Genomic DNA, 21,792 nt, shown 5'->3' with positions numbered 1-21,792 from the left:
CATACTCCATACCAATTAACCGCTTTGTTTCTTTCGGATTCTCCTCAATGTGATTCAGTATATTACTCATATTTTAGTGTCAAAAAACTTCTCATGATGTTCTTTTATCACAAAACATACTATTTTGGAGATGTCTAATTGAAGTATCTTTATATTTACTGAATTTAGGTTACTAATTTTTGAAAAATCTTAAGATTTATATTATTTTAGCAGATAAATAATTCTATTTCTTTCTTTATCAGTAACTATTCATAAAATGGATATGGAGCTTTGTGTATTATTAGTGTAGTATAAAAAAGTAGTGAGCCAAAATTCAGAATTCAGCAATTTTTAAAATAGGGGTCTTAAAGCCACCTATTCATAGATATTTATCCGCTTTCTTCTGAGGTCGGGGCTTTAGCTAGCCAATAAGAGTATTATATTTTACAAAACTACCAGGACATATCATTAACGAAATATTATGCTGTTTAGTCCAAACAACTTACCCTATTGGATTTTTCTGGGAATGGGGGTTTTGCTGTTCTTTTTTATGATAATTTCCGGGGGCGGGGGGCAAGATTTTGATATTGATGCAGATGTGGATGTAGATGTAGATGCAGATGTAGAGGCACAAAGCAATAACGAATTGGGCTTTGGGCAATTCTTGGGATGGGCTGGGATTGGGAAAGCTCCATTAATATTGTTACTGGCTACAGATTTGAGTTTGTGGGGCGTTTTGGGGTGGATGTTGAATGTTTGGTTTGGTGGAGTTTCCAATAGTAATCTTGGTGGTTTGATTGGGAGCATTATATTATTTGTTTCGTTAATTATTAGCTTATTATTAGGAGGATTAATAGCGCGGCCAATTGGCAAAATATTTGCAGAGTTTGGTGAAGATGTGAGTAGCGATCGCTTAATAGGTTGCGTTGGAATTGTCATCTCTGCTTATATTCCAACTGAGAATCAGGGCAGAATTGGACAAGTAGATGTGCTAGATGCAAAACGCAATCTTTTAACTATTAGTGCTGTTTTACCAGACTGGGGAACTGTTGCACCCCAACGTGGAGAAAAAGTTTTAATTATTGAACATAAGGCGCAAATTTACGTAGTTATTGCTAAAGATAGTCCCGACGAAGAACACTGGTTAAATAATTCGTCTCGCAAAGATTAAAATTATTAAGAGGAAAATAGTATGCTTTTTTGGTTGACTTTTATCCAGTCTTTACCGAGTGTCGAAATAGCTGAAGTTCCAGAGATTAAGTTACAACAACAAAAACAAATAACATTAATTGACCAAACACTTCCAGTAAAAGTTATGCCTAATTTTGCTCAAATAAATGGTGGATTAGTCTTTCCAGTGGTGATTGCTAGCTTAGTTTTATTACTATTACTCAGCTTGTTTGCTTATACACGGGTTTATGTAGTGACACCCAACAACGAAGCTTTCGTGAGGACTGGGGGTCTTTTTATTAAAAAGAAAGCGGTAATTCTCTATGGCGGTTGCATTATCCTACCCGGATTTCATCAGCTGACACGGGTACCTTTGCGAGAAATTTCCATTGATGTGGAACGGACTGGCAAACTTGCAGTCCGGACTAGAGATTACTTACGAGCAGATATCCGCGTGACTTTTTATGTATGTATTAATGCCTCCGAAGAAGATGTGTTGACAGCGGCCGCTAGACTATCTCAAAGTGGAAGTAAAATTACTCCGGAAGATATCAAAAATGCTTTAGAAAAAAGAGCCGATGACGCAATTAGGGCGGCAGCCAAAACGAAAGATTTAGCAGAAATTGATTCTGATAAATTGGGGTTTGCTCAGGAAGTATTGAACTTAGTTGGCCCGGATTTGAAAAAAGTCGGGTTAACTTTAAATAACATTGCGATTTCGGAAATATTAGAAAGTGTTACCTACGATCCAGATAACTTTTTTGATGCCCAAGGTGTGCGCTTGCGAACCGAAATTATTCAGCGCTCGATTCAACAAAAACGGGAAGTAGAGTTAGCAACACAAGTAACAATTGAGCAAAAAGAACTAGATGCTCAAAAGCGATCGCTCCAAATTGCCCAAGAACAAGAAAGTGCGAAACTAGAGCAAAAGTTGCAAGTAGAAGCACTAAAAGCACAGCGAGAACGGGAAATTCAAGAATCCAAAGATAGGGAAGCTGCAACAGTACGCCGAACTAAAATTTTGCAGGAAAAATCAGTTGAAGAAGAAGAAATTCGTAAAAAACTATCGGTGCAACAAAGCCAAATTGAAGCTGATATTGCTCTGGAAGAACGCAATAAACAGCTAAAGGTAGTACAAGCACTGCAAAAACAGGAATCTGAACTAGCAGAGATTACACGCCAACAAACTGTAGAATCAGGAAAACTACAGGCACAAGTGCAGATAGTTGAGTCAGAACGACTGGCAAAATTGGCTCAAGAAGATGTAGCGATCGCCATTGCTAACAAAAAACGCGAAAGCTTTGTGGCACAAGCACAACAAGCCAAAGCCGAGGAATCAGTTAAAACCGCCGGGGAAGTGGAAAAAGCCGAACGCAACAAACAGCTATCGATTATCGCTGCGGAACGAGAAGCGCAAGAAAAGAGTATTGGCGATCGTAACGTTGTGGAAATCGATGCTTTCCGCCGCCGCCGTCAAGCCGAAATTGCCCAAGAAGCAGCAGAATTAGAAGCAGAAGCAATTCGCACCTTAGCAGCAGCAAACCGCGACCAAGTTTTAGCAGAAGCCGAAGGTATTCGCGCCAAAATCGCCGCCGAAAATTCCATTAGTAATGCCAATCTCACCGCCAAAATTATTACAACAATTTGGCCAGAATTAGCCGATAAACTACCAGAAATTGTCACTGCCTTAGCACCGCAACCGGGAGTTTTAGGAGATACTCGCATTTATTCATTCCCTGGTGCAAATGGCAGCAACGGCAGTCAAGATATTAACAAATTGCTACTATCTACTAGCGGGCTTTCCTTAATAAATACTTTACTTGAGGAAGGTAAGTTAGGTGAACTAATCGGTCAAATCAATCAGCTAGTACGTGGCAATAACCAAGTAATAGCTGGCACATCAACTCACCCTACCTTAGAAAATCTCCCAATACCAACTGCGATCGAAAACAATATACAAACTGATGGCAATAATTTGTAATTCAGTTTTGTAATGGTTATTTAGAAAGAGTACACAGCGAAGTGAGCCGAGATATCAACTTCTCGGCTCAACACCGCAAATGATTAAACTAGGACAAAGCTGGATTCCACCAGTTGATTAGCTTTTACTCCAGCCAACAGCCCTAACGTATCATTGCCAAACAGAATCGCAGCACTGCTATTCACATCGGCAAAGGTTAGTTGAGCAAAACTCAGTCCACCGGATAAGCCGATGAAGTCTTGTCCAAGGGTAAAGTCTTGGATTGTGTCGGTGCCGTTGCTATTACGAGTCAGGACGAAGGTGTCTCGACCATTACCACCATTGAGTAGGTCATCGCCCTCTTTGCCCCAGAGGACATCAACTCCATTGCCACCGGACAACGTATCATTACCAGCGTTACCAAACAAAGTATCTTTGCCATTCCCCCCGCTTAAGTTATCATCTCCACCAGTGCCAGTAAGGGTATCTTCGCCATTGCTGCCATCGACGGTTTTGCCGACTTCTAAGGTAACGATCGCCTGACTGGTGAGGCTACCATCGCTGACTGTGTATTTGAAGCTGGCCGTACCGCTAAAGCTGGAGTTCGGAGTAAATATGACATTGCTAGCGCTGAGGGCAACGCTACCACCCACAACATTGCTAAATCCATTGGGTAAAATAGACAGCGTTGTGTTGGCATCGGGGTCAGTGTCGTTGGCCAGCAGAGTGGCGATCGCGATCGGCTTCGCCACACTCTGGTTAGCCGTGAAACCAGTGTCATTATTTGCAGCAGGAGCTTCATTGACATTTGTAATTGCCAATATAAAGTTAGTGCTGGCATCAGGAGTGCTGCCCACATTGACATCATCCACTGCAACACTAACCGCATAGCTAGATTTTGTTTCAAAATCGAGGCTAGTGTTGGCTTTGAGGTACAAAATATTGCTAGCAATTTCAAAGGCGCTAGCGTCAGCTCCGCTAAGGCTGAGGACGTTAGTGCCCAGAGCATCATCGGTCACAGTGATATCTGCAACTTTAATCCGTGTTGCGGTGCTGGTGTTTTCAGCAATTGTATTGACCGGATTATTCAGCACTAAAGCAGTGGGAGCTTGATTCACAGTTACAGTTGTGCCTGGAGATCCAGTCTCTGGAACATTGGATGCAACGAACGCACCATTGACTCCGGCAACACTCAAGGTGGAGACGGTTGGCAGGGGCAGCGTGGTACTGCCCAGACCAGCCTTGTTGTCAAACGTCAAGCCTGTGGTGGATGTACCAAAGCTAATGCCAGTAATCCGGTTTCCGCTCGAATCAAACAGATTCACTGCATCGCCCCCGGTACTTAGACCAATACCAGAACCACTGTAAGTACCGATAGTGAAGTTACTGGGGGCATTATTGCCAAACCATGCTGTCTTGAATGCGTTGGCGGTGGTGGCATTACCTTCGATAAAGATAACTGATTGCCCAGGGGCGATGCTGGTAACGCCGTTGAGCGCCACCGAGTTAGCGAAGTTGTTCGAGTCGTCGTCTATTCTCCAACCAGTAATGTTGACAGTGCTGGCGCCTGTATTTGTCACCTCGAACCAGTCAGCACCATAGGGGCTGTTACCGCTACTCCACGGTGACACCTCAGAGATGATGAGGGAGGGAGGGGTTATAGTCGTGCCTGGAGATCCAGTCTCTGGAACATTGGATGCAACGAACGCACCATTGACTCCGGCAACACTCAAGGTGGAGACGGTTGGCAGGGGCAGCGTGGTACTGCCCAGACCAGCCTTGTTGTCAAACGTCAAGCCTGTGGTGGATGTACCAAAGCTAATACCAGTAATCCGGTTTCCGCTCGAATCAAACAGATTCACTGCATCGCCCCCGGTACTTAGACCAATGCCAGAACCACTGTAAGTACCGATAGTGAAGTTACTGGGGGCATTATTGCCAAACCATGCTGTCTTGAATGCGTTGGCGGTGGTGGCATTACCTTCGATAAAGATAACCGATTGCCCAGGGGCGATGCTGGTAACGCCGTTGAGCGCCACCGAGTTAGCGAAGTTGTTCGAGTCGTCGTCTATTCTCCAACCAGTAATGTTGACAGTGCTGACGCCTGTATTTGTCACCTCGAACCAGTCGGCACCATAGGGGCTGTTGCCGCTACTCCACGGCGACACCTCGGAGATGATGACAGTGGGAAGTGAGGATGTTTCATTCACTACATTGGTGACAGCTAAGGTAAAGTTGGCGATCGCATCTGGAGTGTTACCAACAGTTGGGTCATCTACATTGACGGTGAGGCTATAGCTGGTCTTGGTTTCATAATCTAGAACGGTTCCGGCTTTGATGTAAAGTCCAGTGCTGTCAACTTCAAAGAAGCTGGCATCAGTTCCAGTCACAGTCAGGTTATTTGTTCCTAGTCCATCGTCGGTAATGGTAATGTCTGCCACTTTCAGCCGGGTTGCGGTGCTGGTGTTCTCGGCGATCGCTGTAACCGGATTGTTCAGCACGACACTGCTGGGGGCTTGATTCGGAACTGAGGAGGGTGCGTAGACCCAAAGTTGCGGGTGATTGATATCACCACCGCCATTTTCACTGACGACATAAAGATAACCATCTTTGTCCATCGTCAGCCCTTCATGTTGCTGGTCTACAACGGAGAGGGGATTACCTGGATTGGAGACAATCGTCAGGGAACTGTAGATATTTCCAGAGCGATCGATTTCGACGATCTTGCCTGATTCTTGGCTCAACACCAGCAGGTGACTGTAATCAGCTTGTCCGCTCAAAGACGACAGATTCGACAATGCGTAAACGTCTGCGAAGTCTAAAAGGTTGGCCAATGTCGGATTGAAAAGGTCGGTCGAGTTCACTGTGGTGGGTGAACCGTTTGTTGCCGTGCCTACTGCGAAATCGATGCCGGTTTGAAATATCCCTTGTGGTTGCGTCTCTTTGACGGCGATGAATCCGCTCGTCAGGGGGTCATAAGATATGCCTTCAATTCCAATATTCCCGACTGTTGTACCGAGCTTGACGGTTTGCACGTCGCTTTTGGTAAGCGTAGTGTTTGGTACGTAAGTAAACAAGTTGGCCTGGCGATCTCGCTCCTCAATCAAGACGAATTTGCCGCCGCCGATGTAGGTAAGTCCTTCCGTATCATAGAAATCGGTTCCTTGGGGACTATTGCCAGGAGCCAAGGTCATTGAGTCGATCAATTGCCCCGTCTTCGATACTTGAACGATTGATGTGCTACCGTCACCAACGACGAATAACGTGTCAGTGTCCCAGTTGTAGGTCACGGCTGAGACTTCCTGAGCTAGCAAGCTGTTGGCAGGTGCAGTGGTGCGCGTAGGTTCGGGCAGATCGTACCGGCCGATCAGCGTATAGGTAGACAGATCGACTGAATTAATTGTTGACATTACTATTTGTCCTTAGAAGGGTAAAAGTTTGCAGGAAGATATAGTGCAGAGTGAGCTAACCCATTTAGGTGGAACAGTAATGTTCCCCTCGACCCTAACAAACCTGCAATATATTTTGGGAAAACTTGCTATCTATAGGTTGTAGTGATTTCTAAGTAAAGATTGACATGAGGGTGCAATTTTGGCGTATGTATCACTACAAAAAGTGTTTCTTAACTTTATTAACGATTTTTACCGCACGATGTTCATAAAATAGTTTAAACAACAGCTTTTACTGGACAATACAGTTTAAATTCAAATAAGAGTTTAAGAAAAATTTAAAAAGAGTTTATGGATAATTGCAGAGATCATCAAAAAATTAGGACTTATGCGCTGATGTCGAAAAAGTAAGCCTTTGCGATTACTTTGCTTTGCTCGTAATAACGTAAAATCTTAGTCCACGCGTAATATCATGTCCGACTGAATACTTATTGTTTAGACTGACATAAAGATAAGTCAGAGCGCCGACTTCCAGTGTAGATATCTGAATTTCGCGGTACAGGGAGACACTCTGACGCGGAGAATTTTTTTAATAAGTGATTAGGTGGACATGATATTAGTGGGTTCTGGCAAATATCGTCAGATGGCAAAAACTGATAGAGATTTCCATCGCCTTAGACAAGATAAATGCTTGCAAGCATTGATTCAAAAAGATGTGAAAATTTCCAGCGTAATGATGTATTTTATCGCCGATATTCATCACCACAATCGCCAATTATCTGGTACAAATCGCGTGATTGGCGAGAGACAGCGTTAATGCGATCGCCATCGTCAGCATCTAAACTAAAACTAAATACTTTGGCGTTATCTTCTATATGTTCGGATACACCAAGTCTGGCGCCAACTATGACGCCTCCCACAGCTGGCCGATCTAAAATGTAACGCACTGCCACGTTAGCAATGCTTACCCCATGCTTATTGGCAATTTCCTTGAGGATAGCAAGCAACTCTTGAAATAATTGCCAACCACCCCAAGCATCAATCATATTTTTGTATTTTTTCAAACTGGCAGTAGTTAAATCAAATCCTCGCGGTTCTGGTTTACCCAAATACTTTTCTGATAACAAACCACCGCAAACTGTACCGTAAGTAAAAAGTTTTATATCATGTTGTTGACAAAATTCAATCATCTTGACTTCCGGACGGCGATCGACGAGTGAAAATTGTACTTGGTTAGAAACAATTTTAATGCCTGCTTCGGTAATAATTTTTAAGTGTTCCGTGTCAAAATTAGTCAAAGCTAAATGCTTAATTTTGCCCTCAGTTTGCAGTTCTGCCATATATTTGAGGGCATCTAGATAATTTTTATCTCGATATTCCCACCAGTGGAATTGCATCAAATCTAATGATTGCACATTCATCCTTCTCAGGGAAATATCAATATTTTCCTCAACGAATTGTTTGGTCATTTTCCCAGGACGAGGCACCCATTTTGTAAAAGCTTGTAGTTGGGATAAAGCATCTTTGCCACGGGTATCAACTAATTGACAGCGAAACTCACCGATAAAATCTTCTGCGGGGCCATAATGATCTGCTAAATCCCAAGTGGTAAAGCCTGCATCGAAATATTTGAACATACTATCAATGGCAGCTTGGGGATTAATGCGTCCGTGTGCGCCAGAGACTTGCCACATGCCATTTAATATGCGGCAAATGTTTAAATCAGGGGTGAATTGGAGACGACTAGCTGCGGGTAAGTTCATTTTTAAGTTAGGAGTTAGAAGTTAGGAGTGAGGAGTTAGCAAGGGTTTTTACAGCCTTTTTAACTTTTCTACTTTATTATGAATGATTTAGCACTGCCAGAGATAATAAGTGTTAAAGTTATACCTCCTAACTTTTAACTCTTAACTTTTAACTCTTAACTTTTAACTCTTAACTCCTAACTTTTTTACCGCCAGCCTTTTTCAGCTTGTTCAATAACATAAGCAGCAACATCTTGAATTTGCTGTTCGCTCAGGCGGTCTTTGTAGGCTGACATATTACTTTTACCATTGGTAACTATCGATGTCACTGCCTCTATTGAATCCATACCATATTTTTTGAGTGCTTGCTTTTTGAGGTTTTTACCTCGCCTGACTATGTTACCACCATTAATATGACAACCAGCACAATGAACGTTGAATATTTTTTCGCCGTTAGCTGTATCTGCTGCAATAGCTGGGAACGTCAAAGTACTTATCAATAATACAAAAGTTACTATTACCAATGTTAGGAGTTTTTTCACTTAGCTTCTCCAAATTTTGAAATAGCGATCGCCAAGACAATTGTCATAATAAATACAGAAAATTAAAGTCAATGAAATTCATCAAGTAAGTCTCAAATCAGCTAATAAAGGTTGTTACACTTCTTTATTCTGATTCTTGAATTCTGAATTCTTCTGTATTAAAGGGATTCAAAGTCAGATGTGAATCCAGCAAATTGCGTACAAGATTCCTGAAAAGCTTCGGCATCGCTAACATCCTCAATTTTATATGACATGATGCGGGTGCCATCTGGCATTTTTTTGGAACCAATTAATTCACCTTGATATTTTTCGGCGATCGCCTTAAATTCAGTACCATATACTTTCCAAGCATCACCAGAACAACTAATATTTACTCGCCACATATTTGATTCTCAATTACTAGCAACAAATATTCATCATCTCACAAATAGGTAACACTTCTTTAGGTTTATGGCTTTCTATCTAAAGGAAGTGCCAAGCATAATAAGCCTACGCCACAATGGGTATGTAGAACCATGTCTATAAATTTTTATCCCAATTAGTAAAATCTCCAGAGTTGAAAATGCCTAACAATATCAAACAACAAATTCAAACAGACTTACAACAAGCTAAAGAAACCGGACAATTAAGAACTGAAAGGATTCGAGAAATTGTCAAATCCGCAGTTTCTCAAGTAGCTTCTGAGTTTAAACAAGGTTCTAGTGAAATTCGTAACCTTGTTAAAGATGCTGTTTCTGCTGTGATTGAAAACTTCCAAGAAAAAGGTAGCGAACTCAAAGATGAAGTTACAGCTTCTATTGAAGGAGCTTTGGAAGGAATTAATAGTCAAAGACACGAAACTATTGTTAAAACTCAAGCAGATATCAAGCGGCTACAGGCTCAACTAGATGGCGAAGAAGAACAACTCCAGCAAGAAGTTGATGTAATTTTGGCAGAAATTGAAGAAACAAATAAGGAAAAACCTGCTAGTACCAAAACTGCAATTGATTCTGCTATCAATGCCATTAAAGATAGTGAAGAAATGGGATTGTTGAAGAAACGTTACGCGCAACTGCAAGCACAGCTAGCCATTGTTCGAGCTAATATGGCTGCACGGTATGGCGGACGTTCTATGGAAGTTCAAGATTATCTCAATGAGGCCAAACACTGGTATAATCAAGCTCGTCCCCAAGCGGAAACTCTTGCTACACAGGTAGGAGAAAAGCGATCGCAGTTAGAAGACAAGTTAGGTGAAGCTGGTACATCTTTAGCTAGAAAAGAGTACCAAATTAAACAAACTTTGAGAGAGTTACTGTTAACTGCGGCTGACTTGTTCAAAGATAAGGAACCTGCTGATAAAGAGCGGGAAACTATCCACAAATAGATAGTTTTAGTATTTATCTATTAACTCATTTTTTGTAGGGTGCGTTATGCCAAAGGTTAACGCACCTCTTAATTTACGTAATCTAATTTAAAATTTGCTAACGTCCAAGGAACACCTATGGTGTCAATCTAAAATCCACAATTTTTTCACATTTAAAAATATTATTCTACAGTCGTATTATTCTTAATAAGACTTACGCAAAATATCTCTCAAAGTCTCATTTTCACCGAAGTTCTGATGCTTGCGGCGCAACAATCAAAGCCGCCGCTGGTGACTTTTCTCCATCACCTCTGCGCCTGTGTGGTGTCGCTTTGCGTCTACGATTTTCCGTTAGCTGTGCGTAAGTCCTGCTTCAAATAAAATGATGCCTTAGGCTAAAGCCTAAGACACCATTCTTCAGATTAGTAAAATTAATCTTGCTGCGTATTAGTAAATACGTCCTTCCCGGCTCATTTGTTCATCAAACTTGGCAATAACCCAAACTGCATGAATACTACCAGGAAGCCAACCGAGAAGTGTAAGCAAAATGTTGATAATCAATGTTGGCCCAACTCCAACTGTCAAGAAAACGCCTAAGGGAGGCACTAACAAACCGAGAAGATAACGAACTAATTTCATGATGTTGTTACAAGTGTGTAAATTTGTTTAATTACATTGTCTGAAAGACACCGAATTAGAAAATCCATCTAATGAGTTATCTTAATTCGGGAATTTTTTGGAGTAGAGACGTAAGTAAATTAGCGTTTCTACTCCCGCCGATGTTTATCTAGAAGGTAATTCACCTTGGCTTTTCACATTACCACCGCTGGTTAAAAGATTTCTTTCAACAAAGTAGTTGTTAATCAAGGTGTTAGCAAAAGATAAAATTACAGGCCCAAGGATAAAACCGATAAGTCCGTGAACTGAGAACCCAGGAACTAAAGCGGCTGCTAACCAGAAGCAAAAACCGTTGATGATGAGAGAAAATGCTCCAAATGTTAAAAAATTGAGTGGCAGAGAAAGTGTAGAAATAATCGGCTTAAGGGAACCGTTAATTAAACCGATTACGAAAGCGGCAATTAAAGCTGCGGGAAAATTAGCAATGTCAACATCTGGAACAATTAAATCAACAATTAATAAGCTTAAAGCTGTGGCTAGGGCTGTTAAAAATGGTGTCAACATTGTTTTTACCTAATAAAGATTTTTTCTTTTGAAACTTCTTATTTCATCTTTAACTAGGCACTAGATTCTAACCTCTCTTGAAAGATAGAATTTGCTTCTATCCTTAGGTCTAACATTAAAAACTATAGTAGGGACGCACAGCTGTACGTCCCTACTCTGTAACGTTTTTCAAATAATGTTACATTTCTTAACAACCTAAAAATTTAATATTTATTTAATACTAGAAGGTCACGATCGCTCAGATTTTCCAGACTCAGGCTTATAGTAAAGGGCTGATTTATATAAAACTTGTTCTTGATGGGTTTCTAAAGTGCAATCCGACAAAGGATAAGTTACACAAGTAACAACATAACCAGCCTGTATTTCACTTGGACGCAGAAATTTTTGCTCGTTTTGATCGACTTTACCGCTGATAAGTTTGGCGATACACGCAGAACATTCGCCTTGTTTGCACCCAGATGGTAGGCGGATATTAGCGTCTTCTGCCATATCCAAAATATATTGATCGTCTGGTACCTCAATGGTGCAATCTAATCCCAGACTAGCATTAATGAGTCGGACTTGATAAACTGCCATCTGCTGTTTCTAATTATTGTTTAACTGCTTTCATCGACAAACTAATTCGTTTTAATTTTTCGTTAACTTCTAGTACTCGCACTTTCACAACTTGTCCCACCTTCACAATTTTCTTGGGATCGTCTACGAACCTATCGGCAAGTTGGGAAATATGCACCAAACCATCTTGATGTACGCCGATATCAACAAATGCACCGAAGTTGGCGACATTGGTAATCATTCCCTCTAGTTCCATTCCTTCCTTTAAGTCGGTAATTTCCTTAATTCCTTCTTTGAAGGTGGCATACTTAAACTCAGCACGGGGATCTCTCCCTGGTTTTTCTAGTTCGCTAAGGATATCGCGCAGTGTGGGTTCCCCAACGGTATCGGTTACGTATTTTTTCAGGTTGGTTTTTTTGAGTTTTTCGGCAATTTGTGTCACTTGATTTAATGGCACATTTAAATCCGATGCGATCGCCTCTACTACAGCATAACTCTCTGGATGCACTGCTGTATTATCCAATGGGTTGTCACCACCGCGAATTCTCAGAAAACCCGCTGCTTGTTCAAAAGCTTTCGGGCCCAACTTCGGAACTTTCAACAGTTGGCGGCGATTTCTAAAGGCTCCGTGTTGGTTGCGATGGGCGACAATATTATTAGCCACTGCTGCGGTAATTCCTGACACGGAAGTTAGCAGTTCTTTGGAGGCGGTATTTAAGTCTACACCTACGTAGTTAACGCAGCTTTCTACAGTTTCATCCAATTTCTTTTTTAACAACTTTTGATCGACATCGTGCTGGTATTGTCCCACGCCAATGGATTTGGGATCGATTTTCACCAGTTCCGCCAAAGGATCTTGCAAACGCCGGCCGATACTAATTGCCCCCCGCACGGTAACATCTAAATCGGGAAATTCTTCCAACGCCACAATACTTGCAGAATATATAGATGCACCAGACTCGTTCACAATCACCTTAATTGGTTTGCGTTCCATACTTTGTAAAACTTCCGAAACAAACTCCTCTGTTTCACGCGATGCTGTACCGTTACCAATGGCGATTAATTCAATTTTGTACTTTTCAAGCAGATTTTTGATGGTTTGTGCAGCTTTAAGTCTTTGTTCAGCCGCTTGGTGAGGAAATACCGCTTGGTATGCCAAAAATTTCCCCGTTTCGTCGAGTACCACAACTTTACACCCAGTTCTAAAGCCGGGGTCTATGGCTAGGGTTGGTTTCATTCCGGCTGGTGCAGACAACAGCAACTCCCGCAGATTTGCTTCAAATGTCTTGATTGATTCCATATCTGCGTAGATTTTTTTCTCAGAAATCACCTCTCCCATAAGAGAGACTTTCATTAAACGGTTAAATGCATCCTTCAACATCCCTTGATAAAAATCCCGAATTGTCCGGACTTTAGTTTTAATTTCTTGGGACTCAAGATAATAAAGTACCGTATCTTCATCGAAAGCAATTTCAAAGCTTAATACTTTCTCTGCTTCACCCCGACACAACGCCAACATATTGTGGGGCGCAATATTTTTTACCTTGATTTGATAGTTTCGGTACATCTCAAATTTGGTTGTACCTTCGGGATAATCATCTTTGATGCGGGAGACAAACACTCCTTCTTCGAGAAAATAATCGCGGATATGTGCGCGTAATTCAGCTTTTTCAGCGACCTCTTCCGCTAAGATGTCAGCAGCACCTTTGAGGGCTTCTTGTGCTGTTTTTAGTCCCTTGGCTTCGGAAATATACTTAGCTGCTGCTTCTTCCAAAGAAGCACTCATACCATTTTTAACATTTAAAGATTTGATGAACTCTGCTAGCGGTTCGAGTCCTTTTTCCCTGGCGATGGTGGCGCGGGTGCGTCGCTTTGGTCGATACGGTAAGTATAGATCTTCAAGTTCTGTTTTTTGTAAACAAGATGTGATTTTCGCTTTGAGTTCGTCTGTAAGTTTACCTTGTTCGGCGATCGCATTTAAAATGACAGACTTACGTTCTTCTAGTTCTGTTAAATAAGTATATCTATCAGACAGTTCGCGAAGTTGCACTTCATTCATTTCATTAGTGCGCTCTTTACGGTAGCGTGCAATAAACGGAATCGTTGCACCTTCCGCCAAAAGTTCTAGGGCGTTTTGCACCTGATGGGGTTTGAGATCTAATTCAGTTGCCAGTAATTGAGGAATGTTCAGCATCGAGTTTTACAGTTGAAAATCCTACTCTTAAAGGTAATATGCTAAATCGTTTTCCCGAAAGCAGCCTCAAGTTTTAAGCTAATTTATTGGATGACTCCTTTGCTCGATCTAACCGCGATCGCCTCAGCGTGGGACTTTTTCTCGCCCTACTAAGGTGTAAAATAAGAGATTGCGTAATCTTGAATTTTGATAAGATTTATATCGAGAGACTGTTGTGGCTAAAACCTCCTTGGATGTAAAATTAACCACAATTCCAAAACCCATTTCAATTTTTTATAAACACCACAATTTTTAGTCCATAGGTAATTGATAATGGCTTTGTTTTTCCTGATACCACTGTGTACTGCTTTAGCTACTGGCTACCTATTTAAAAAGAGTACTGATGAAATTGCATATCTCGCAGGTGTTTTTGCAGCTATTAGCCTGATTTTAAGTTTAGTATTAGCACCCTGGCAGATTCAGTTTGGATTGTTAATCATTGTCTTCATTATTACTAATAAGCTTTTGCAACAAAATGACTCTAAACAGACTCAACTTACACAAAAAGCACCTAGAGAAACTAAATGATCTCAATCAAGAATAATTAAATTTTTCTGAACTTTAAAATGCTGCCAATTATCCACACAGTTAGTCAAACAAAGCCCTGAACAAGGGCTTGCTTCCCTACGGCAATAGTTTTGATCGGTTTTAACTTACTTTTTAAATATAAAATTTTCTAACAAAGTAGCTCAATTTTATTCTCCATCATATTAACCTGATGGAAGGTAAGGCATGACAATTTTTTCAGACTTAGTTACAATAAGTTAGAGTATAAAATAACCTTTGAAGCTCAAATCCAAATTAGGGTTGTCTTGCTAACTTTGTATCTAAAGTAACTATCATGCAAGTTGGAACTCAAATATCCAAATTAGTAAATCATTATAGTTAGAGAAAAAGCGATTCAATTTATCCTTTCTTCTCTGTGTTTACCACTTGAAAGCAGTATATTTTAGTTATATCTTTCACCATCACTTCGGCTGCTGTTCAAGTTGAAATTCTACTCTAGCAAACTCAACTTTAAGCTTTCTAATTTGTTTAGAATTGAAGATAAATTCCAACTTCTGCAAATTGATTGCCGAAAAAGTGCTTTACAGATGTACAGCTTTGACGAAATAAAAATTTAGATAGCAGATAGGTCAATTATAATTAGGTTTCTTGTAAAAGTCTTTTTTTCGCTTTCTCCTTGGCAGTTTGACCTCAGACAATGAATAATTGACACAACAGACTCTGCGATCTGCACTCACCAAGAAAAATAAAAATTTCTCTTCCTTGCAATGCGACGTGTAATATAACTTCTTTCTAGGAAACTACTGACGGTAAAAACCCACAACCAACAATGAAAAAGGTTCTCTCCCCGTACTCTACTGATACCTTTTTCAAGCTAGTCTAGTGTATAAAGTTTTCGTTTAGATGGATTTTAGTAAAGTAAATTTTTGATGTAGAATTGCCTGTTTTAGAAGTTCAGCAGCCAAAAAGCAATAAATATACACAATTTCGCAAGTAAAAAATTATGTAGAAGAGAGTGTCTATTTTATGAAGTTTTTGTTTAAGTAGATTTTCAGGAAGTAAATTTTTCATGAAGTGCGACGATAAATTTGCAACATACATTTCTCGTGGTATTCTAGTAAGTAATTACATGTAGTAATAACTTTTGAGAAACAACTCTAGTCAAAACTATATGTAATTGATAAAAACCAACAAAAATCAATAAAACGTAATACTCATAATGTAAAAACACTAGAACACAATTCAACTGCTATGAACTAGGATTATTTGAGCCGACCTTAGTTTAGATTAACCTTTACTCTCATCAGAGCTTGAGTTTGGACATTGAGTAAAGTTTCGATAAAGCTCTAAAGCAATTCATGTATTTCCAGATTTTCCGCTAAAGTCTAAGAAATTTTGCTAATTCTTGTATTCCGATGTCCAAATAGACCAAGTAAACAAATTCAGCCACTTAGTCTCCAGCCTACCTCACAATTATGTCTGTGAGTTTAAAGATACTTTATATACATGAGCAAAAAATTAATGAACTCTCCATTAGCAAATATAAGGAAATTATTAATTTTAAGTAAGTTCTGAAATATAAAGTTAATAGGTTGATAATGTCAGTAGTGTATTCAAGCAGATTTCTACAGGAAGATACATACAACTGATGAAACTTAATGAATGGATTGATAAAAATTTTCGCAATCCATGTTTACTGGCTTAAGGGTTAACAATGAGTATTCTCTTCAAACTTAGCGATCGCGCATTGATCAACTTTATCTAGGACGAATTGTTGGGAACGCTATTAACCTTTAGTGTACGTATATACTGTATGACCTTTGTCTAAATAATAGTCTTGAAGTATAACTAGGTGGCTGCGAAAAGATGGGAAGCTGGCATGAGACAGCAACTGCCCTAATATCCAAAGTTAATATTACTTAGTTTTAAACTTTTAGGACATCAGCTTCAATGGTCATTTTGATCTCAGTCCCTTCAACCTAACCCTCTGAATTATTATTGTCTATTTGCTGAAGCGAGAGGTCAAATTGTTGAGAAGGTGTGACCGAAATCCAAAATTTTTAAGTTCATACTTATTATTACCATTGAGGTAAATCTATTATGAAATCTATATTACAAACTTCCCGTTTCCAAATAACTTCCTATATTATCTTACTGGTTAGCATTTTATTTAGTATTTCTGGACAATTGCTGATGAAACATACCATGAGCAATAGCCATGAAGGACTATTGAATTGGGAATTTCTTCAAAAATTGGCATTATCTGTGTCTGTTTATTGTTTAGGAGTAGTAACTTGGATATTAGCTTTGCGAAGTGTAAAACTGAGTATTGCTTATCCAGTAACTAGCCTAAACTATGTCGGCATATTTTTAGGTTCGTATTATTTTTTTAATGAAGTAATTACGCTAACTCGAATATTAGGAGTTCTCACTATTTTTGCTGGTGTTCTTTTAGTGGTTATTCCCATAAAGAAGTCACAATAATTTTATAGTTAACTATCCTAGAAAGTATTAAAAAATGGACATCATCAACTGGCTAAATTTAATGCTTGTAGTTTTGCTTGGAACAGTTGCTAATGTATCGCTAAAGTACGGGCTTTACATCACCAACTCTAACAAAGAAGGAAGTGCATCCATCCGCAATTTAATATTTTCACCTTATTTTGCGATTTGGTTTATTTGCTATGGATTCATGACTTTATTGTGGCTGTATGTATTGCGGACAGTTCCTCTGAGCCAAGCATTTCCAGTTCTGGGATTAATGTATGCACTTATACCGATTGCTTCTTACTATCTTCTTAAAGAGAAGGTTGTATTGAGTCAGTGGCTAGGAATTTCAATTATTATCACTGGTGTCATACTTGTTGTACATTAATAGCTCAATCAGCTATCAACGTTAATAAAGTCGAAAGATAAATTTGAACAACATACCCTAGAAAAATTTAAGTTTATGAAAATAGGCATCATTGGTGGAGGAATAACTGGGTTAGTATTAGCCCAACGCCTTTCAAACCAAGGAAATATAGTAACTGTTTTTGATAATAACAACCAGCTTGGTGGACTTACCACCTATCATGATTACGGTTTATTTACTTGGGATCGCTTTTATCACGTTATTCTACCTTCTGATACTCATTTAATAAATTTTATAAGAGATATTGGTCTTGGAGATAAACTACGTTGGCATCGTAGTTTAACGGGTTTTTATGACAATAAAAAGTTTTATTCTATTAGTAATGCTATAGAGTTTTTACGTTTCCCTTTATTTGGACTGATTGGAAAAATTAGATTAGCTTTTACTCTTTTATATGGTTCGCGCATCAATAATTGGCAGCGTTTAGAAAAGATTTTAGTTGCAGATTGGCTATTAAAACTGGGTGGTAGGAATACATACGAAAAGCTTTGGAAACCCTTACTTCTATCAAAATTAGGAGAAAACTATAAGCGAATCTCAGCTGTTTTTATTTGGGCTTACATCAGAAGATTATTTTCAGCGCGGGATTCTTCATTAAGTAAAGAACAACTTGGTTATGTTTCTGGCGGTTATAAAACTGTAATAGACCGTTTAGAAGAATTAATTAAGGCATCTGGAGGTCAGGTTCGCACAAGTACTGCGGTGGAGTATATTGCACCTGCTCAAGAAGGTGGAATTTGGGTAGAATCTCAAGGGAAAAAAGAACATTTTGATAAGGTAATATTTACCGGCCCGGTTAATGTCCTGCAACAAGTTGTTGCAAATGACCTAGTGAAAGTTTCCCAAACTCGTGAAACAGTAGAGTACCTGGGTGTAGTTTGCATGACACTTATTACTCGTAAGGCTTTAATTCCTTATTACGTAGTAAATATTGCCGATAGAAATATTCCGTTTACTGGAGTTATCGGTATGAGTAACTTAGTTTCATTGGAAGAAACAGCAGGATATCACATGACATTCCTACCAAAATATATCCTTTCTACCGACCCTTTGTTAAAACAACCAGATGATGAATTGCGGCAAGTATTTTTCCAAGGAATACGTTTAATGTTCCCAGAACTCAAACAAGATGACATTGTGGCAGCACACATAAACAGAGCGATGAAAGTACAGCCACTACAAGTTTTAAACTATTCAAGTCTTGTTCCCAAAGTGAGTACTGAAAACGCTGATTTTTTTGTTGTCAATACATCACAGTTCGTGAATGATAGCGTCAATAACAACGCTGTGGTCAGACACGTTGATGAATTCCTCAAAAAATCAACACTACTAAATTCTTGAAACTTGAGTACTGGTATTTTCAAAATCACACGAGGTATTTATTTATGACTCTTTTTGTTCTTTTACCCGCATACAACGAAGAAGAATCAATCCCCCCATTGTTCAAAAGATTTCAGGCATTGCAGGAAATCTCTAAGATGGATATCCAACTGATTTTAGTTGATGATGGCAGTAGCGATCGCACTGCTGAAACTGCCATAGAACAATCTCAATCCCTGGGTGTATCCCTGAAATTGGTACAACATGCCAAAAATGGTGGTTTAGGTCAAGCAATCAAAACAGGCTTCACAACTTTCTTAGAAATTTCTCAAGAAGGTGATTTTTTAGCTGCAATGGATTGCGATGATACTCAGCCACCAGAACTCTTAATCAAAATGTATGATACTACCATCGCTGGTGGTTATGATATTGCGATCGCATCTAGATATCGCAAAGGCTCAAAAGTCATCGGCTTATCAAAATTTAGAGAGTTCATGAGCTACGGAGCAAGTTGGCTATTTAGAATTGCAGCCCGCGTCCCAGGTGTTAGAGATTACACCTGTGGTTACAGACTATATAACCGGACTTTGCTCAGCAAACTTGATGCCTATTATGGCGACAATCTCTTCACAGAAAGTGGATTTGCTTGCATGATAGATTTACTGCTCAAAGCTAAAGTGTTCAAACCTAGAATCATAGAAATTCCAATGGTTTTGAGATACGATCAAAAGCCAACTGCCAGCAAAATGAAAGTTCTTAAAACTATTGTTCGCACACTGAAGGTTTTGTTTAAAAATATATCATCCCCAAGACCAACTCCCAATTTCGATCAAACTTTCGATGGTCGAGAAACAGTACGAATTCCCTTGAAAATAGCAAATCGTAAATAAGCCTGACAAGGAGAGTGTGGATCGAATCAACCTCATCAGCAAATAAAATTACATATTTTGTAGGAGTTATATTAATTCCTAATTCGCAATTATCACCCCATACCTGTTAGCATTTTGTGGTGCTTTTGGTTAACAAAAGTGCAGACTAAATACATATAAGTGCATCTCATTTATTTGAACCATAATCTCTTCTAGGGGCGTACATCGTGCGCCCCTTTATAGTTTAGTTAGCTCAAAATTAGACTTATTGCAGAAGTTTTGATGAATCTAGGTGTAGGTTGGGTTGAGGAACGAAGGCCAATACCAAAAATCCTCGATTTTGTTGGGTTTCGCTCCTCAATCTAACCTCCCAATATTTTTATTTTTTCAGAGTAATAAAAGAATGCTAAATATTATCTTCATTTATTACCAGGGTGTAACAATACCATAAATAGTTTGAATATTTTGCTTCATACCAAGGTCAGTAACAGTTACAAGATATTGTAATAAAGCATCAACATCTTTAATAGCTTTAGCAGTTAGTCGAACTTTCCCAGTAGGTGTTTGTGTCCAAGAACATGCAGGGATGGGAAACCCATGAGCAAAACTGTGCCTGACTTGCAAAACATCGTTTAGCATCTGCCGAGTGGCTAGTGCGTTCATGCTTCTTCTTGACCAAACCCAATCATTGATAGGGTCATAGCCAGTATATTGAACTAGAAGGTTACGCGAATTCTCTGAATTTGGCGTATTAAACTGTTTAAGGGATCGCTCTGCTGTATTTCTAGCAATAGTGTGTACAGCATGAAATTTAGGATCTAAAGGGTTTGCAGTGACATCAAAAAAATTCCGAACGAGTTCCTCAATATAAGCTTCCCATGCAGCAACAAACGTTGCTAAAGCGGAGTGATAATAGACTTGAGTTTGACTGTTTAATATCGGGCGCAACCGGGGATCTGTCGCAGTATCACGTAAGATACGAGCCTTTTGAGCTGCAATGTGATATTTTAATGCTGCTGGTGATGGCACGGCGATGCTCTTAGAGATAATTCACAAATTCTTCAAGCGCATCTCGATACCTCTTTAATGGATCTGGATTTAATTGAACTCGGTTCTCATCAATTGTTTTTGGGCCTGGTTTAAGTTTATGTAAAGGTGTGCCAGTTGTTGCTGCAACTACACATGCGCTGTGATAATCAGGAATTTCAATGAAACTTTTGCTCGGTAAGTCTTTAGGATTAGCGAAAATGTGACGATTTTTCTGATGTATATCATCCATAGTTTTCTTAATGATTTTGTTTACAGCTATAAATGCAGAGGCAGCTTTACCTTCATACATTGTTACTCGATTACTCACAAACGTATGTAATTTTGGCACAGATACGCCTTCTTCTTTTGCACGTTTAGCAAAGCTAATTCTTGCGTATGGTGCAGTATTAGGATCTGTTATTCCATATAGAAGTGCGACTACATTCTCAATTGCACGACGTGAACTATCATCCGCAGTAAATGGGACAACTACGCCCTCTGCTGCAACCAGACCAAGCTGTGTATATACAGCGAAACTAGGGTTACAATCAATTAAAAACAACGCATCTCGCTCACCACTATATGTACGCAGAGCAACTGTTAAATCTCGAATCCAACTAATGACCTGTTTCCAAGCATCAATTGGTATTTGGAGTTGAGAGGTTTGCCTAATTGCTTCAGAAATTATTTCCAGAAGATTATCCCCACACACCAGTCTCAGATTTTCTGGTATTTGTGGGTTGAATTCCCTTGGTTCGCAAATATAAGGAGATACATCGGTAATCATTCTGAAGGGAGAGTTAAGACGTGCTTCCAAATACCCAGCCACTGTCGAGCGTGGTGTCTTACTGCTTAAAGAATGTAGTGCCTTTGGACTATTGAGATATCCCCCTAGCAGGGTTTCTGAGACGTTGGCTTGGGGACACAAATCAATTACATAAACATCTGTATCAGGATGACGGTGAGCATATTCAGCAGCAGCTACAAAGCAAAGAAAACTCTTTCCCACGCCACCTTTGTTGTTCCAAAAAGCATACGAACTCATTTTTTATATTCCTT

At 39.6% G+C, this 21,792-nt stretch carries 18 protein-coding genes; 8 read left to right on the top strand and 10 right to left on the bottom strand.

Annotation, left to right across the window (positions count from 1 at the left end; all coding sequences use genetic code 11):
* Positions 1 to 460 precede the first annotated feature (460 nt).
* Both H6H03_RS20280 and H6H03_RS20275 read left to right on the top strand, forming a co-directional pair.
* Entirely contained in the window at positions 461 to 1,150 is a 690-nt protein-coding gene (locus tag H6H03_RS20280) for an OB-fold-containig protein (protein ID WP_190956889.1), read from the top strand.
* A 21-nt stretch (positions 1,151 to 1,171) separates the two neighbouring features.
* Positions 1,172 to 3,130 (top strand): flotillin family protein, encoded by a 1,959-nt coding sequence (locus H6H03_RS20275; RefSeq protein ID WP_190956888.1) that lies wholly within the window; start codon positions 1,172 to 1,174, stop codon positions 3,128 to 3,130.
* An 83-nt stretch (positions 3,131 to 3,213) separates the two neighbouring features.
* Here H6H03_RS20275 and H6H03_RS20270 read toward each other — a convergent pair whose 3' ends face one another.
* From H6H03_RS20270 to H6H03_RS20255, 4 genes are all read right to left on the bottom strand, one after another.
* Positions 3,214 to 6,519 carry an SdiA-regulated domain-containing protein gene (locus H6H03_RS20270; protein ID WP_242057928.1) on the bottom strand — a complete coding sequence of 1,102 codons (3,306 nt, stop codon included), beginning with the start codon at positions 6,517 to 6,519 and terminating at the stop codon, positions 3,214 to 3,216.
* Between the two features lie 722 nt (positions 6,520 to 7,241).
* Entirely contained in the window at positions 7,242 to 8,261 is a 1,020-nt protein-coding gene (locus H6H03_RS20265; protein WP_190956886.1) for an aldo/keto reductase, read from the bottom strand.
* Between the two features lie 185 nt (positions 8,262 to 8,446).
* Positions 8,447 to 8,782: a cytochrome c6 PetJ gene (gene petJ, locus H6H03_RS20260; protein WP_190956885.1), complete on the bottom strand. Its 336-nt coding sequence runs from the start codon at positions 8,780 to 8,782 to the stop codon at positions 8,447 to 8,449.
* A gap of 158 nt (positions 8,783 to 8,940) precedes the next feature.
* Positions 8,941 to 9,165, bottom strand: coding sequence for a hypothetical protein (locus H6H03_RS20255; RefSeq protein ID WP_190956884.1), 225 nt, complete (start codon positions 9,163 to 9,165; stop codon positions 8,941 to 8,943).
* Positions 9,166 to 9,344: 179 nt separating this feature from the next.
* On the opposite strand from H6H03_RS20255, the gene H6H03_RS20250 reads away from it, so the two are divergent.
* Entirely contained in the window at positions 9,345 to 10,145 is an 801-nt protein-coding gene (locus tag H6H03_RS20250) for a histidine kinase (protein ID WP_190956883.1), read from the top strand.
* A 426-nt stretch (positions 10,146 to 10,571) separates the two neighbouring features.
* On the opposite strand, the gene H6H03_RS20245 is transcribed toward H6H03_RS20250, so the two are convergent.
* The 4 genes from H6H03_RS20245 to H6H03_RS20230 form a co-directional block, all read right to left on the bottom strand.
* Positions 10,572 to 10,763 (bottom strand): YqaE/Pmp3 family membrane protein, encoded by a 192-nt coding sequence (locus H6H03_RS20245; RefSeq protein ID WP_096535234.1) that lies wholly within the window; start codon positions 10,761 to 10,763, stop codon positions 10,572 to 10,574.
* 144 nt (positions 10,764 to 10,907) lie between these two features.
* A complete protein-coding gene (locus H6H03_RS20240; RefSeq protein ID WP_190956882.1) occupies positions 10,908 to 11,306 on the bottom strand; it encodes a phage holin family protein in 399 nt (132 codons plus the stop codon).
* Between the two features lie 228 nt (positions 11,307 to 11,534).
* Entirely contained in the window at positions 11,535 to 11,882 is a 348-nt protein-coding gene (locus H6H03_RS20235; protein WP_190956881.1) for a 2Fe-2S iron-sulfur cluster-binding protein, read from the bottom strand.
* Between the two features lie 13 nt (positions 11,883 to 11,895).
* Positions 11,896 to 14,055 carry a Tex family protein gene (locus H6H03_RS20230; protein ID WP_190956880.1) on the bottom strand — a complete coding sequence of 720 codons (2,160 nt, stop codon included), beginning with the start codon at positions 14,053 to 14,055 and terminating at the stop codon, positions 11,896 to 11,898.
* A gap of 312 nt (positions 14,056 to 14,367) precedes the next feature.
* Here H6H03_RS20230 and H6H03_RS20225 point away from each other — a divergent pair, with 312 nt between their 5' ends.
* From H6H03_RS20225 to H6H03_RS20205, 5 genes are all read left to right on the top strand, one after another.
* A complete protein-coding gene (locus H6H03_RS20225) occupies positions 14,368 to 14,622 on the top strand; it encodes a hypothetical protein (RefSeq protein WP_190956879.1) in 255 nt (84 codons plus the stop codon).
* Between the two features lie 2,079 nt (positions 14,623 to 16,701).
* A complete protein-coding gene (locus H6H03_RS20220; RefSeq protein ID WP_190956878.1) occupies positions 16,702 to 17,085 on the top strand; it encodes a DMT family transporter in 384 nt (127 codons plus the stop codon).
* Between the two features lie 34 nt (positions 17,086 to 17,119).
* Positions 17,120 to 17,476, top strand: coding sequence for an EamA family transporter (locus tag H6H03_RS20215; protein WP_190956877.1), 357 nt, complete (start codon positions 17,120 to 17,122; stop codon positions 17,474 to 17,476).
* Positions 17,477 to 17,551: 75 nt separating this feature from the next.
* Entirely contained in the window at positions 17,552 to 18,856 is a 1,305-nt protein-coding gene (locus tag H6H03_RS20210; protein ID WP_190956876.1) for an NAD(P)/FAD-dependent oxidoreductase, read from the top strand.
* A gap of 44 nt (positions 18,857 to 18,900) precedes the next feature.
* On the top strand, positions 18,901 to 19,725 hold the full coding sequence (locus H6H03_RS20205) for a glycosyltransferase family 2 protein (RefSeq protein ID WP_190956875.1): 825 nt from the start codon (positions 18,901 to 18,903) through the stop codon (positions 19,723 to 19,725).
* A 405-nt stretch (positions 19,726 to 20,130) separates the two neighbouring features.
* Here the strand turns inward: H6H03_RS20205 and H6H03_RS20200 are convergent, their stop codons facing one another.
* Positions 20,131 to 20,733 carry a HEPN domain-containing protein gene (locus H6H03_RS20200; protein WP_190956874.1) on the bottom strand — a complete coding sequence of 201 codons (603 nt, stop codon included), beginning with the start codon at positions 20,731 to 20,733 and terminating at the stop codon, positions 20,131 to 20,133.
* 10 nt (positions 20,734 to 20,743) lie between these two features.
* Entirely contained in the window at positions 20,744 to 21,778 is a 1,035-nt protein-coding gene (locus tag H6H03_RS20195) for a ParA family protein (RefSeq protein WP_190956873.1), read from the bottom strand.
* Positions 21,779 to 21,792 lie beyond the last annotated feature (14 nt).

This window comes from Nostoc paludosum FACHB-159, assembly GCF_014698835.1.
Taxonomy (GTDB): Bacteria; Cyanobacteriota; Cyanobacteriia; order Cyanobacteriales; family Nostocaceae; genus Nostoc; species Nostoc paludosum.
This window is presented reverse-complemented; position numbering and strand designations above follow the sequence as displayed.

Excerpts from the sequence above, each read along its gene's own strand:
- H6H03_RS20280 (WP_190956889.1), top strand. The coding sequence starts at position 461 with ATGCTGTTTAGTCCAAACAACTTACCCTATTGGATTTTTCTGGGAATG.
- H6H03_RS20275 (WP_190956888.1), top strand. The coding sequence starts at position 1,172 with ATGCTTTTTTGGTTGACTTTTATCCAGTCTTTACCGAGTGTCGAAATA.
- H6H03_RS20270 (WP_242057928.1), bottom strand. The coding sequence starts at position 6,519 with ATGTCAACAATTAATTCAGTCGATCTGTCTACCTATACGCTGATCGGC.
- H6H03_RS20265 (WP_190956886.1), bottom strand. The coding sequence starts at position 8,261 with ATGAACTTACCCGCAGCTAGTCGTCTCCAATTCACCCCTGATTTAAAC.
- H6H03_RS20255 (WP_190956884.1), bottom strand. The coding sequence starts at position 9,165 with ATGTGGCGAGTAAATATTAGTTGTTCTGGTGATGCTTGGAAAGTATAT.
- H6H03_RS20250 (WP_190956883.1), top strand. The coding sequence starts at position 9,345 with ATGCCTAACAATATCAAACAACAAATTCAAACAGACTTACAACAAGCT.
- H6H03_RS20245 (WP_096535234.1), bottom strand. The coding sequence starts at position 10,763 with ATGAAATTAGTTCGTTATCTTCTCGGTTTGTTAGTGCCTCCCTTAGGC.
- H6H03_RS20240 (WP_190956882.1), bottom strand. The coding sequence starts at position 11,306 with ATGTTGACACCATTTTTAACAGCCCTAGCCACAGCTTTAAGCTTATTA.
- H6H03_RS20235 (WP_190956881.1), bottom strand. The coding sequence starts at position 11,882 with ATGGCAGTTTATCAAGTCCGACTCATTAATGCTAGTCTGGGATTAGAT.
- H6H03_RS20230 (WP_190956880.1), bottom strand. The coding sequence starts at position 14,055 with ATGCTGAACATTCCTCAATTACTGGCAACTGAATTAGATCTCAAACCC.
- H6H03_RS20225 (WP_190956879.1), top strand. The coding sequence starts at position 14,368 with ATGGCTTTGTTTTTCCTGATACCACTGTGTACTGCTTTAGCTACTGGC.
- H6H03_RS20220 (WP_190956878.1), top strand. The coding sequence starts at position 16,702 with ATGAAATCTATATTACAAACTTCCCGTTTCCAAATAACTTCCTATATT.
- H6H03_RS20215 (WP_190956877.1), top strand. The coding sequence starts at position 17,120 with ATGGACATCATCAACTGGCTAAATTTAATGCTTGTAGTTTTGCTTGGA.
- H6H03_RS20210 (WP_190956876.1), top strand. The coding sequence starts at position 17,552 with ATGAAAATAGGCATCATTGGTGGAGGAATAACTGGGTTAGTATTAGCC.
- H6H03_RS20205 (WP_190956875.1), top strand. The coding sequence starts at position 18,901 with ATGACTCTTTTTGTTCTTTTACCCGCATACAACGAAGAAGAATCAATC.
- H6H03_RS20195 (WP_190956873.1), bottom strand. The coding sequence starts at position 21,778 with ATGAGTTCGTATGCTTTTTGGAACAACAAAGGTGGCGTGGGAAAGAGT.